At 51.4% G+C, this 14,183-nt stretch carries 9 protein-coding genes; 8 read left to right on the top strand and 1 reads right to left on the bottom strand.

The genetic code is table 11. The features are described from left to right. Nucleotides 1–262 precede the first annotated feature (262 nt). The 4 genes from pheS to ACO0LH_RS21025 all read left to right on the top strand — a co-directional run bounded on the left by pheS (nt 263) and on the right by ACO0LH_RS21025 (nt 4,629). Nucleotides 263–1,279 carry a phenylalanine--tRNA ligase subunit alpha gene (gene pheS, locus ACO0LH_RS21010; RefSeq protein WP_422943080.1) on the top strand — a complete coding sequence of 339 codons (1,017 nt, stop codon included), beginning with the start codon at nt 263–265 and terminating at the stop codon, nt 1,277–1,279. Between the two features lie 76 nt (nt 1,280–1,355). Continuing rightward, entirely contained in the window at nt 1,356–3,782 is a 2,427-nt protein-coding gene (gene pheT, locus ACO0LH_RS21015) for a phenylalanine--tRNA ligase subunit beta (RefSeq protein WP_422943081.1), read from the top strand. A 50-nt stretch (nt 3,783–3,832) separates the two neighbouring features. After that, a complete protein-coding gene (locus ACO0LH_RS21020) occupies nt 3,833–4,246 on the top strand; it encodes an integration host factor subunit alpha (protein ID WP_422943082.1) in 414 nt (137 codons plus the stop codon). Between the two features lie 8 nt (nt 4,247–4,254). Beyond that, nucleotides 4,255–4,629 (top strand): MerR family transcriptional regulator, encoded by a 375-nt coding sequence (locus ACO0LH_RS21025; protein ID WP_422943083.1) that lies wholly within the window; start codon nt 4,255–4,257, stop codon nt 4,627–4,629. 218 nt (nt 4,630–4,847) lie between these two features. Here the strand turns inward: ACO0LH_RS21025 and ACO0LH_RS21030 are convergent, their stop codons facing one another. Beyond that, a complete protein-coding gene (locus ACO0LH_RS21030) occupies nt 4,848–6,857 on the bottom strand; it encodes a methyl-accepting chemotaxis protein (protein WP_422943084.1) in 2,010 nt (669 codons plus the stop codon). A gap of 194 nt (nt 6,858–7,051) precedes the next feature. Between ACO0LH_RS21030 and ACO0LH_RS21035 the strand changes: the two genes are divergently transcribed. From ACO0LH_RS21035 to ACO0LH_RS21050, 4 genes are all read left to right on the top strand, one after another. Beyond that, the gene (locus ACO0LH_RS21035) at nt 7,052–7,792 is read left to right on the top strand and encodes a CerR family C-terminal domain-containing protein (RefSeq protein ID WP_422943085.1); all 741 of its coding nucleotides are present in this window, start codon (nt 7,052–7,054) and stop codon (nt 7,790–7,792) included. Between the two features lie 7 nt (nt 7,793–7,799). Next, the gene (locus ACO0LH_RS21040; protein WP_422943086.1) at nt 7,800–9,260 is read left to right on the top strand and encodes an efflux transporter outer membrane subunit; all 1,461 of its coding nucleotides are present in this window, start codon (nt 7,800–7,802) and stop codon (nt 9,258–9,260) included. Nucleotides 9,261–9,424: 164 nt separating this feature from the next. Continuing rightward, the gene (locus tag ACO0LH_RS21045; protein WP_422943087.1) at nt 9,425–10,651 is read left to right on the top strand and encodes an efflux RND transporter periplasmic adaptor subunit; all 1,227 of its coding nucleotides are present in this window, start codon (nt 9,425–9,427) and stop codon (nt 10,649–10,651) included. Nucleotides 10,652–10,660: 9 nt separating this feature from the next. After that, nucleotides 10,661–13,816 (top strand): efflux RND transporter permease subunit, encoded by a 3,156-nt coding sequence (locus ACO0LH_RS21050; protein WP_422943088.1) that lies wholly within the window; start codon nt 10,661–10,663, stop codon nt 13,814–13,816. Nucleotides 13,817–14,183 lie beyond the last annotated feature (367 nt).

A 14,183-nucleotide genomic window follows, 5' to 3' on the forward strand; every position in this document is an offset into this window, starting at 1 on the left:
TCTGTAGCGAGCGTGCGTCAGCGGGGTGAAGAGCAGCGCAAAAAGCGGAATGTACTTTAGTACATGAGCATTTTGAGCAGCACATGAGCACCGATCAGGCAGGCGCAGTAAGATCGCAAATAGGTTCTTAGTGATTGCAATCAGTGAGTCGTAGCGACTGACCAAGGTCAGTTGCAAATATCAAGCGGGGCAGAGGTTGAATCCTATGCCCCGTTTTGTTTTCAGATCATTATTTCAGCTTCGTGGTAAGCGGGAACAAGGCATGAACCCTTTAGATCAAATCGTCAGCCAGGCACGTGCTGATTTTCTGGCAGCAAATGATGCTGCCGCATTAGAGAACGCAAAAGCCCTTTACCTTGGTAAGAGCGGTCAGATTACCGAGCAGATGAAAAGCCTCGGTAAATTGCCTCCAGAAGAAAAAAAAGTACAAGGTGCAGTGATCAATGCTGCCAAGGTACAGATTGAAGATGCCTTGACCGAAAGACGCGATGCACTGGCCAATGCGCAAATGCAGGCGCGCCTGAATGCAGAAGCGATCGATGTCAGCTTGCCCGGTCGTGGCCGCAGTATTGGTGGCATACACCCTGTCATGCGCACCTGGCAGCGTGTTGAAGAAATCTTCCGTTCCATCGGTTTTGACGTGGCCGACGGCCCTGAAATCGAAACGGACTGGACCAATTTTACCGCGCTCAATAGCCCGGAAAACCATCCTGCACGCTCGATGCAGGACACCTTTTATGTCGATGGCAAAGATAGCCAGGGTAAGCAATTATTGCTGCGCACCCATACCAGCCCCATGCAGGTGCGTTATGCACGCATGAACAAACCACCGATCAAGGTCATTGCACCTGGTCGTACTTATCGTGTCGATAGCGATGCCACACACTCCCCGATGTTCCATCAGGTTGAGGGCTTGTGGATTGCTGAAGACATCAGCTTTGCTGACCTCAAAGGCGTGTACCTGAACTTCGTCAAAGCCTTCTTTGAGACCGACGATTTGCAAGTGCGTTTCCGCCCATCGTATTTCCCGTTCACTGAACCCTCAGCCGAGATCGATATCGCCTTTGGTAGTGGCCCGCTGAAAGGCCGCTGGCTGGAAGTGTCCGGCTCTGGCCAGGTACATCCTAGCGTGGTGCGTAATATGGGCCTGGACCCGGAAAAATACATAGGCTTCGCCTTTGGTTCTGGTCTCGAACGCCTGACCATGCTGCGTTATGGCGTCAACGATTTGCGTCTGTTCTACGAAGGCGATTTACGCTTTCTGAAACAATTCAATTAAAACAAATTTAAGCAGCGCATCCCTGAATTTTTGAGTGGCGCATCGCGCCCTGCATCCAACATTAGACGGCTGAATTATGCAATTTTCTGAAAACTGGCTACGTACCATGGTCGATCCGAAGATGACTTCGGATGAGTTGTCCCATCTGCTCACCATGTCGGGATTGGAAGTCGAAGAGGTAGAGCCGGTTGCTCCGCCATTTAGTCATGTCGTCGTCGCGGAAATCCGCGAAATCGCCAAGCATCCTGATGCTGACAAGCTCAATGTCTGCCAGGTTGATGTAGGCACAGGCAGCTTGCTGAACATCGTCTGCGGCGCGCCAAATGTGCGCGTGGGCATGAAGGTGCCATGCGCCATGGTAGGCGCTATTCTGCCTCCTGGTGCAGACGGCAAACCATTTGAAATCAAGATAGGCAAACTGCGCGGCGTAGAATCTTACGGCATGCTGTGCTCAGCCCGTGAATTGAAATTGTCGGAAGACCACGGTGGCCTGATGGACTTGCCATCCGATGCGCCAGTCGGTCAGAACTTCCGCGATTACTATCAACTCAATGACCTGAAATTCACCATCAAGCTGACACCGAACAAGGCAGATTGCCTGTCGCTACTCGGCGTGGCACGTGAAGTATCTGCGCTGACTGGCACCGCCATGCAATTGCCGGAAGCCGTTGTGCTGCCTGTGACTTTGCAGGAAGTTTTGCCTGTTAAAGTCAGTGCGCCTGACTTGTGTGGCCGTTTTGCTGGTCGTGTTATCCGTGGCGTCAATGCCCGTGCCGCAACGCCAGACTGGATGAAGCAAAGACTGGAACGCAGCGGTCAGCGTCCTATCTCTGCGCTTGTCGATATTTCCAACTATGTCATGTTGGAGTTGGGTCGTCCTTCGCATGTTTTTGATCTCGATAAAATCCACGGTGGCCTGGAAGTGCGCTGGGGCAAAGCTGGTGAATCGCTGAAGCTCTTGAATGGCAACACCGTTGCCATTGACGAATGGGTGGGTGTGATTTCGGATGACAAGGAAATTGAATCCCTGGCCGGTATCATGGGTGGTGATTCCACATCTGTCACGCTGGACACGCAGAATATTTATCTGGAGGCCGCTTTCTGGTGGCCGCAGGCGATACAGGGTCGTGCCCGTCGTTTCAACTTCTCTACTGATGCATCCCATCGTTTTGAACGTGGAGTGGATTTCGCATCTATCGTCGAGCACATAGAGCGCATCAGTGCACTGATCGTTGAAATTTGTGGGGGCGCGAGCCAGGTCAAGCTTGGCCCGGTCGATGACCAGTCTGTCAATTTGCCACAGCGTCCACCGGTGAAATTGCGTACGGCGCGTGCTGTCAAAGTCATTGGTGTTGCGCTTGACGATGCACAGATAGCGAATATTTTTACTCGCCTGGGTCTGGCTTTCACACAGCAGCCTGGTGAATTTTTGGTGACACCACCTTCATATCGCTTCGATATAGAAATCGAAGAAGACCTGATTGAAGAAGTCGCCCGTGTTTATGGTTTTGAAAATATTCCGGCTTTGCCACCTGTCGCGGCCAGTGCCATGCTGATAGCGCCAGAAAGCCAGCGCTCTTTGTTTGCCATACGCCGCCTGATTGCTGATCAGGATTATCAGGAAGTGCTGAACTACAGTTTTGTTGAAGAAGCATGGGAAAAAGATTTTTGCGGTAATGATGCGCCAGTGCGTTTATTGAATCCGATTGCCAGCCAGATGAGTGTCATGCGCACCAATCTGATCGGCAGCCTGATCGCAAATACCCGTTATAACCTGAACCGCAAACTGAACCGTGTGCGTATTTTTGAAATCGGTGCAGTGTATTTGCAGGATGCCAGTGTGCAGGATGGCCCGCTCGAAGTGGCAGGCTATCATCAGCCCAAGCGTCTGGCTGCACTGGCCTATGGTCCGGTAGCGGAAGAGCAGTGGGGGCAGGATACCTGCAACGTCGATTTCTTTGACGTCAAGGCTGATCTGGAAGCTTTGTTTGCACCCAAAACCTTGCGCTTTGCCAAAGCTGAGCATATTGCATTGCATCCTGGTCGTAGCGCTACAATCGAGTGCGATGGTAAAGTGATTGGCTTTATTGGTGAATTGCATCCGCGTTTGCAGCAAAAATATGACTTGCCACTGGCGCCAGTCTTGTTTGAAGTCGATGTCGCTGCCTTGCAAAATATTGATGTGCCGGTATATCAGGAAATTTCCAAATTTCAACCTGTGACCAGGGATATCGCCTTGGTTGTCAAGCAAACAGTTTTGGTGCAGAATTTGCTGGATGTATTTACACGTGAAACGCAAATAAACGAAGCTTGTAAAATCGTGCAAGCTGTTGTTTTGTTTGATGAATATCGTGGCAAGGGTCTGGAAGCTGATGAGAAAAGTCTTGCTTTCCGCGTTAGCTTGCAAGATACTCAAAGTACCCTGCAAGATGATAAAGTTGAAGCAGCGAAGCAAGCGCTGGTGGAAGCTGCTGGCCTGCAATTTGCGGCCAAACTGCGTTGAGTTTACTTATATCATCAGACCTATTAGATTTACTTGAGAAGAGTTTCAAAATGAATGACGTTATTTCCGCTGAATTTCAGTCGGTGCTGGATGCTGATTTGAATCGTGCGATGCTGGAAGCCAGGGCGCGCTCACAGGCGGAAAAGGAACTGCCTACCCTGACCAAGGCAGAATTGGCAGAACTTTTGTTCGAGCATGTCGGTTTGAACAAGCGCGAAGCCAAGGATATGGTAGAAACTTTTTTTGATGAAATTCGTGACGCACTGGAAAGAGGCGAGGCCGTCAAGTTGTCCGGTTTTGGTAATTTCCAGTTGCGTGACAAGCCGCAACGCCCCGGTCGCAATCCTAAAACTGGCGAAGAAATTCCTATTACCGCTCGTCGTGTCGTTACTTTCCACGCCAGTCAAAAACTCAAGGGCATGGTCGATGAAGTTGGTAATCAACCTCTTGCACACGCTGCCTGATATTTTCCATGACTGAAATCAAGATTGAGTCTTTTGTACTGCCGCCTATTCCGGCCAAGCGGTATTTTACGATAGGCGAAGTTGGTGAATTGTGTGGCGTTAAACCGCATGTTCTGCGTTACTGGGAACAGGAATTTTCACAACTCAAGCCTGTAAAGCGGCGTGGTAATCGCCGTTATTATCAGCATCATGAGGTTTTGCTGATACGCCGTATCCGTGAACTGTTATATGAGCAGGGCTTCACCATCAATGGAGCCAGAAATAAGCTTAATGTGCATGGTGGTCCTGCTGATCCCGTGGTGATAGAGCATGCAGAAGAACCAGTGAATCTGCATCAGATACGGGATGAATTACTGTCCATACAGGCGCTGCTAAAAATTTGAGAATGTACCGACAATCCGTTTGACCCTGAATTACTTAAAAAACCACCGTGCTGCGCAGCAGCGAATACGGTGGTTTTTTTATTGCTTCACAATCTGGCTTATAGCTGAAAAATGTATATGACCGGAATGAATAAGTGAGGCGCTTTAAAAATCGAGATGGCTCAGGGCTTCCCGCTAGGCGGTCAATTCGACCAGGCAGTTTTTGCAGCAGCCTTTAATTACGCCGCCAGTTTTCTTCTTTCCTTTCTCTGGATTGCGATATCAAGCGGATAGTCCTGGTGAGACGTATTTGCCAGATGCAATTCCGGTACCTCAGCAACTGATTGTTTGGTTTTGAATACACTGACCGCTGCACCCAGCAAGGCGGCCTGTTCTTCCAGCCTTGCAGTGGATTCGGTCGCTTCATCTACCAGGCGGGTGTTATCCTGGGTGATCTGGTCAATGTCGGCAATGGCTTCATTGACCTGCGATATTCCGGTGCTTTGTTCCTGGCTGGCATCTGCAATTTGCCGTATCAGTTCCGTCACTACGTCCACGTTCACGGCAATATCTTGCATGGTTTTTCCAGCCGCATTGATCATGCTGCTACCGTCTTCCACTGCTTTGCCAGATGCGGCGATCAGTTGCTTGATTTCTCTGGCAGCATTGGTACTGCGTTGAGCCAGGTTCCTAACTTCGGCAGCGACCACTGCAAATCCGCGACCTTCCTGTCCTGCTCTGGCTGCTTCCACGGCGGCATTCAATGCCAGAATATTGGTCTGGAATGCGATACCATCCATCACACCGATAATTTCTGAAATCTTTTTTGAGCTGGCAGTGACGGTCTGTATGGACAAGATCGTGTTATCCATCACCTCTAAGCCCTGCTGTACCCTTTCTGCTGAAGTATGGATAAGACTATTGGCCTGTGCCAGGTTGCCTGCGTTTTCTGTAATGGTGGCAGTCAGTTCATCTATGGTGCTGGCAGTTTGTTGCAGGGCGCTGGCCTGGCTTTCCGTGCGGCTGGCAAGATCCGTATTTTCGTCATGAATTTCTCTGGCGATGATGTCCACCGTCAACGCGCTATTACGTATATTCGCCACCATTTCACTTAAACCAGCATTCATTCTGCCAACTGCATTGATCAGGTGTGCCAGCTCATCTTTTCCTTTGCTGCTGATTTCATGCTGCAGATTTCCCGCTGCCGTTTGTGCAATGGCTTGTGTCAATAAATTCAAGTCTCTGGTCAGCGCAAGATAAATGGCAGTCAAAAAATAACTGGCGATCAGTAACAGCAGAATAATTCCTGCAGACATCTTCCATGCACTTTGATTTGCCTTGTCAATTTCTTTAGCGAGATTAGCATTGACCAGTTCTGCAATGGCAGTATTTGCCATGCTCAGTCTTTCAAGAGTTTCAATGCCAGCCTGGAAGAAAGCAGTTCCTGAAGTCTGGTTCACAGAAGCTAACACCTCATCTTGAGAGCGATCCAGATATTTTTTTACGTCTGCAATCTTTTCCTGTATCTGCACCGACGTCACTGCATATGCCGGGTTGCTTTTGCCCATGTCTTGCATCAATTGCGTCAGCTGCGACAATTCGTGCCTTGCCAGCATATGCAGGGAATTGAGCATCACATCTTCACCTGCCTCAAACAGACCGCTATCTATATAGGCGGCACCACGACCTGCAATTATGGCGATTTTTTCTTCTATTTGTGGCAGCGTATGTACGTAGGAATTTGCCAATTGATGTGTTTTCAAATCACTGTCCAGTGTCAGCTTTGACGTATTGGCGATATTGGTAATTTCCATATCCAGGATGGCGATCAGTTTGCTGTACCCGGCAAAATTGTCTACCGCTTTCAAACTGCTTTGCCTTCCTTGCAATCCCTTCCACAGAGATTTGATTTGCTCCTTATTGTTCAGCAATTCAATTTTTTGCTCCAGCTTGCCCTGGTTGCCGGCTATTTCGTTGTCAAGCTGCTTGTTACCAATAAGGCGCATATGGGTCAGTGCGCGCTGTTTTTGCAGTAAACCGCGAACGGTGTTTCTGTCTGCAATTTTTTGTATGGCGATCTGTTTTTCATGAATCTGCAAAACGCCCAAGCGCAAATCCTGAAAGAGCAAGGCGAGTACGACAAGTAAGGGAATGGCAAAAGCAATTGCTACGAAGCTGAACTTGCGAGCGATTTTAAAATTGCGAAAAAAATGGATGGCAGGGGAGGTGGTCGAACTTAGTATAGTCATTTGGGGCACCAATGATATGTGAATACAATTTCCGGGTAGCCTAAACCGTCAATATGACTATGCCGTGACCTTGGCATGCAAATGACAGAGCTTTTTCTGGCCCCTGTCTTGATGATATGAACTCATCTCATTCCTGTTTATAAAATGAGTCATAGTTAAATCAAACGTTTGATTTATGTGTTAGGATGCGCAGCATGGGAAAATCTAAACACATCACAACTGTCCATCAGCCAGCCGGGAGCAATCAGCCTTCGCCAGCCGCTCACAGTGGTAAAACACTCCGGGTCGATGGCATAGAAGCGCGCACACGTCTGCTTGACAGCGCATTGCATCTGTTTGCTGAACGCGGCTATGCCAAGACTTCCACTCGGGAAATCGCCAGAGCTGCCAACGTCAATATTTCAGCTATCAGCTATTATTTCGGTGACAAGGCTGGCCTTTATCGTGCCGTGTATAACGACCCGCGCACCAATCCTACTGTCGATCCGGCCATCTTCGAGCCGGGAAACAGTGATTTGCGTTCTGCCTTGTCCATGCTGCTTTGCACCTTTACCGATTCTTTGAAACAGGGTGAAATCATAGAAACCTGCATGAAACTGCATCTACGTGAAATGCTGGAACCGACCGGGCTGTGGGTGGAAGAAATCGATAACACCATACGGCCAGCCCATCAGGGGCTGGTCAAGCTGCTTTGTCGTCACCTCGGTGTAACGCGCGCTGATGATGACATCCACAGACTGGCTTTTTCCATTACCGGTCTGGCGATTTCCCTGATGCTCAGCGGCGATATCATGCAAGCCATCAGGCCAGCATTGATAGCCAAGCCAAAAGCAATTGATCTGTATGCCGGGCGTCTGGTTGATTATGCCCTGGCGATGTGTGAAGACGAAAAACGTCGTCGCCTCTTGCATTCTTCTGAAATTTCAACTTCCTGACAACGCCATGAAAATAACACGTCTCATTCTTACCGTCAGTGCGGCATCTGCATTGGTGGCCTGCACTGCATCCGGGCCGGTCAATGCGCCATTGACACCACCTGCGCCGCAATGGCAAGCCAGCTTGCCGCAACAAAATGAAAAAGCCGCAGATTTACGACTCTGGTGGCAAGCCCAGGCCGATGCCACATTGCTGGAATTGATTGATGCGGCACAGGCGGTCAGCCCTTCCGTTGCTCAGGCATGGTCGCGAATACAAGCTGCAAGGGCGAGCAGGGTAGCCAGCGGTGCAGCCTTGTTGCCGTCGCTGGATGCTGTGGTTAATAGCAGCCGCGTGAAAAACCAGCCTGGTGTACCTGTTGCGACAGTTTCGCAAGCGGGTTTGCAGACAGCGTGGGAACTGGATTTATTTGGTGGCAACCGGGCAACCAATCGTGCAGCGCAGGCCGATTTTGAAGGCAGCCAGGCCTTGTGGCATGATGCGCGGATATCTGTCGCTGCTGAAGTGGCGCAATCCTATTTTTCTGCGCTCAGTTGCCAGCAATTGTCCGATTTGACTGCACAAGATGCAAAATCCCGTGCAGAAACTGCCAGGCTGACTGACTTGAGCGCCCAGGCAGGCATGACCGCCAGTGCAGTCGCAGGCGTGACACGTGCCAGTGCCGCTGAAGGCAATAGCCGGGCCATACAGCAGGCTGCGCAATGTGATCTCGATATCAAGGCGCTGGTTGCCATGACCGCCATACCAGAACCCGAGTTGCGCCAAAAATTGACAGCCGCTGCTGCCACGTTTAAAAACCTGTTGCCCGCTGGCGTCACCAGCGTGCCCGCCAAGGCGCTCAATCAGCGGCCAGATATCTATGCGGCCGAAAAAGAAGTGACAGCCGCCAGTGAGCAGACAGGTGCCGCAGAAGCCCGTCGTTACCCGCGCCTGAGCCTCAGTGGGTCAATAGGGACGATGCGGTATAGCACCATGGGTACAGATACCAATATGAATACCTGGTCAGTTGGCCCGCTGGCCCTAACGCTCCCCCTGTTTGATGGCGGACAGATCTCCGCCAATATTGAAGCTGCCAAGGCCCGTTATGTTGCTGCCGCCAGCAACTACAACAGCAAAGTCCGGCAGGCGGTACGTGAAGTGGAAGAAGCATTGGTGAACCTGCAAAGCACAGATGCGCGTCGTCTGGATTCTGAATTGGCGGCAAGGGCTTACAGTGAAGCGCTGGCATCTACTACGGCACGCTATAACAAGGGTATGGCCAGTTTGCTGGAACTTGAAGATGCGAGACGCACTGCATTTGCTTCGCAATCGACTTTAGTGAACTTGCAGCTCGAAAGAAACCGTGCCTGGATCTCGCTGTACCGCGCCCTCGGCGGCGGCTGGGATGCCAGCCAGCCCGTTCCTACCAGCAATGGCAACGTTAACGGCAAGGATAGCGTCAGCATGTCTACTGGATCAAATACCTGAATCGAATGAATAAACAGGAATATGGCGACGTGCGTTCAAACCGATATCCAACTGATATCCAAACCAATATCCAAACTGATATTCAAGCCGATAGCGCGACCCATATTCAAACTTCAAACCAATACTCTAACGAATAATTAACGATTAGTAGAAGGCAGATTGCTATGATCAAATTCACTTCACGCAAACCAATTTCTCTTGGCCTGGCCCTGGCAGGCATGATTGCCGTCGGTACAGGCAGTTTATGGGTGACAGCGTCATCCGTTGCCGCAGACGCGCCCGCTAAAGCAGCAACCAAGCCCGCTCTGACAGTGACCACCACCAAGGCCAGCATCAGCACTCTGGCTATCAAGCTGGCTGCCAATGGTAATGTCGCAGCCTGGCAGGAAGCCCTGATAGGTTCAGAAGCCAACGGCATACGCATACAGGAATTACACGCCAATATCGGCGATGTCGTACAGCGCGGACAATTGCTGGTCAGTTTTGCCAGTGAAACGGTGAAGGCAGACCTGGCCCAGGCTCAGGCTGGCCTGGCAGAAGCCAACGCCAATCTGGCTGATGCCACCGCCAATGCAGAGCGAGCGCGTTCATTGCAAACCAGCGGTGCCTTAAGCGCACAGCAAATTGGCCAATATGTGACCACCGAGCAAACTGCCAAGGCCAGGGTAGAATCTGCCAGGGCGACAGTGGATACCCAGCAGTTGCGTATGAAGCATACCCAGGTACTGGCACCCGACAGCGGCATTATTACCGCACGCGCTGCAACGCTGGGGGCCGTGGTTGCCAATGGGACAGAATTGTTCCGTATGATACGCCAGGGTCGTCTTGAGTGGCGCGCCGAAGTCACCGCCAGTGAAATGGCCAGGATAGCACCAGGTACCGAAGCCATCGTCACCGCACCGGGCGGTGCGCAATGGAAGGGCAAGGTCAGAATAGTATCCCCTACCGTCGATGCCCAAACCCGCATGGGTCTGGTGTATGTCGACCTGGTGCCAGATATGAAAGCGCTTAAACCTGGCAGCACGGTAGTCACCGCATTCAAACCCGGCATGTATGCCAAGGGCGAATTCATCATGGGTAACTCACAGGCATTGACGATACCTCAGCAAGCCGTAGTGGTACGTGATGGCTTCAGCTATGCTTTCCGCCTCAATGCCGATGGCCGTGTGACCCAGATCAAATTGCAGACGGGCCGCCGTATCGCTACCAGCGACGGTGATCAGGTCGAGGTCACACAAGGCTTGAACGCTGATAGTACTATCGTTGCCAATGGCGCAGGCTTTTTGAATGATGGGGACGCGGTGAAAGTCGTGGCAGCGGTCAAACCAGCGGCGGCTGCTCCTGCCCAAACTCCAACTCCAGCTCCAGCAGCTGGCACTGCCAGGAAATAAGGGACAGACATGAACTTTTCTTCTCTCTCAATCAAGAACCCGATCCCTGCCATCATGCTGTTCGCGCTGCTGACGCTGGCAGGGATATTGTCGTTCCGCAGCACGATAGTGCAGGATTTTCCTGATATCGAATTACCTATCGTGACGGTCAGTGCGCCGCTGTCAGGCGCTGCACCGGCACAGCTGGAAACCGAGGTCGCACGTAAGATCGAAGATGCCGTTGCGTCCTTGCAAGGCGTGAAAAACGTCTACACCAAGGTACTTGATGGCGACGTCGAAGTCACCGTCGAATTTGTGCTGGAAAAAGTGATTTCGGATGCAGTCAATGAAGTGCGTGATGCCGTGGCAACCGTACGTGCTGACCTGCCCAGCGAAATGCGTGATCCCACAGTCACCAAGGCATCTACCGCAGGCCGTGTCATCATGACTTATACGGTCGAGGCCGCAGCATCGACTCAAGACGCCACCGTCAAGGCAGGTGAAAGCAGCCGGCCAGATGATCAGGAACTGAGCTGGTTCGTTGACAACACAGTCGCAAAACGCCTGCGCAGCGTGCCAGGTGTGGGGGCTGTCAGGCGCATGGGTGGTGTCAGCCGCGAAGTACGGGTGGAGCTGGACATCAATAAAATGGCGGCACTCAATGTGTCCGCTGTGGACGTATCGCGTCGTTTGAAACTGGTACAGCAGGAAGCGCCGGGTGGTCGCGGTGATGTCAGTGGTGCCGAGCAATCAGTGCGTACGATTGCCACCGTCAAGACAGCGGCAGAACTGGCGACGCTGGATATACCCTTGCCAGATGGCAGGCATATCCGTCTGGACCAAGTTGCCCGCGTCCTTGATACCGTCAGTGAACCGCGTGCTGTCGCTACGCTTGATGGCAAGTCTGTCGTCGGTTTTGAAGTCTTCCGTACCAAGGGGGCGAGTGAAGTTGATGTCGCCAGGGGGTCGCACGCAGCTGTCGCTGAATTGCAGGCCGCACATCCGAACATGAAGTTTCACCAGGCCATCGACAATGCCCAACCGGTCGAAGAAAATTTCGATGGCTCGATGGATTTACTGTATGAAGGCGCTTTGCTGGCTATTCTCGTGGTCTGGTGGTTCCTGCGTGACTGGCGTGCAACGCTGGTGGCTGCGGCAGCCTTACCTTTGTCTGTCATACCTACTTTTCTGGGCTTGAAATATTTTGGCTATACGCTTAATACGGTCACCTTGTTGTCACTGGCCCTGGTAGTCGGTGTGCTGGTTGATGATGCTATTGTTGAAATCGAAAATATTGCGCGCCATTTGCATATGGGTAAAACACCGATGCAGGCAGCGATGGAAGCCGCTGATGAAATCGGCATGGCGGTTATCGCCACCACCTTTGCGCTGGTTGCGGTGTTCTTGCCTACTGCTTTCATGGGAGGTGTACCTGGCCTGTTCTTCAAGCAGTTTGGCTGGACCGCAGTGATCGCGATTCTGGCGTCGCTGGTGGTGGCGCGTTTGCTGACACCGATGATGGCAGCCTACATCATGAAATCGCCAAAACCATCTGGCAAGTCTGGTGAGCATACCGAGGGTATGCATGGGCAAAAAGATGGCTGGGTCATGACACGTTATATGAAGACCATGCAATGGTGTCTGCGTCATCGTCTGGTGACGATGATTGCTGCTACTGTCTTTTTTGTATGCTCGATTGGCCTGGTGGGCTTGTTGCCAACCGGTTTCGTCCCATCCGCTGACCGTGCGCAAACGCAGGTAAATATTGAATTGCCACCAGGCAGCACGCTGGCAGAAACCCGTGCAGTGGCTGAGCAGACACGTGTGGCCATCATGAATGATAAAAATATCCTGAGCGTGTTCAGTTCTGTAGGTGGTGGTTCCAGCGGTGATGCTTTTGCGCCAGGCGCCGCAGCAGAGGCAAGGAGAGCCGTGTTGACGGTCACAGCCAAGCACAGGAATTCGCGTAAAGAATCCATTGCCGATATCGATGCAAAAATCCGTCAGCAAGTCATTAATATCTCGGGTGCCAAATTCAATGTCGGCCCCCCGGATACCGGCGTCAAAATGCAGCTGGTATTGCAAAGTGAAGACCCGCTGGCATTGGTAGAGGCTGCTAAAAAAGTCGAAAGGGAATTGCGGACCCTGAAAGGTGTCGGCAATGTCAGCTCCAGCGCTTCACTGGTAAGACCAGAAATCATAGTCCGCCCTGACGTGGCACGTGCAGCAGATCTGGGTGTGACTGCGGCCAGCATAGGTGAAACAGTGCGCGTGGCAACAGCCGGTGATTATGACCAGGCCTTGCCCAAGCTGAACCTGTCACAACGCCAGGTGCCAATTCGTGTCAAATTGCCGGACAGTTTCCGCGCTGACCTGGCCGAGATAGAGCGCCTGACCGTGCCCGGTAAAAATGGCCCTGTCATGCTGGGCAGTGTCGCCACCGTAACAATGGAATCCGGCCCGGCGCAGATAGACAGGCTCAACCGTAGCCGTAACGTCACGCTGGATGTAGAACTGGGCAGCCGTCAACTCGGTGAAGTCAATGAAGAGGCGCGTGCCTTGCCCAGCATGAAAAACCTGCCACCCTCTGTCAGCATTGCTGAACTGGGTGACGCCCAGGAGATGCAGGCACTGTTTGCCAGTTTCGGTATTGCCATGATGATTGGTGTGCTGTGTATTTATGGTGTGCTGGTGTTGCTGTTCAAGGATTTTTTGCAACCCATCACTATCCTGGCGGCCTTGCCCTTAAGCATAGGCGGTGCATTCGTCGCCTTGCTGATTACCGGCCGCGCCTTGTCCATGCCATCAATGATTGGTCTGATTATGCTGATGGGTATCGTCACCAAGAATTCCATCTTGCTGGTGGATTATGCCGTGATTGCCCGTGAAGCTGGTATGAGCCGTTTTGATGCCCTGGTTGATGCCTGTCATAAGCGTAGCCGCCCCATCATCATGACAACGATTGCCATGGGTGCTGGCATGATGCCACTGGCACTGGGTTGGGGTGCTGACCCCAGTTTCCGCTCGCCGATGGCGATTGCAGTGATCGGTGGTCTGATCACTTCGACCCTGCTCAGTTTGCTGGTGGTGCCAGCCGTGTTCACCTATGTGGATGATTTTGAACACTTACTTGGGAAAATCAAAAATCGCTTGAAGGGCGGCAGTGTGGCCCCGGTAGTTCACTAGGTTTTAATTCCGTCAAGTCCTGGTTCTTATGTGCGCCAGGTAACAGTCAGGCATATAAAGGCCCGATAGCATGCAAAGATGCTGTCGGGCTTTTTTATTATTGTCTTTTTGTTATTTTTTTAAGATCATTGATATCGGATGGCAATTTCAAGCTGTGATCAGTATGTGATAAGCATGTGATAAACATTTGACAAGTAAGTTATGAAAAATAATTTCTAAAAATAAGTTGTAATAAATAGACAGAAAGAGCAAGTCATTGCGCGAAGATATATCTAATTATGAAGTCCAATCAGGCTTTGCTATAATGCCAGCCAAATTTGTTACAAATTGTATATACCAGTTTTGTATTTTTAGCAGCATGCAAACC

The sequence above is a fragment of the Undibacterium sp. TJN19 genome (assembly GCF_049339485.1).
GTDB lineage: Bacteria > Pseudomonadota > Gammaproteobacteria > Burkholderiales > Burkholderiaceae_D > Undibacterium.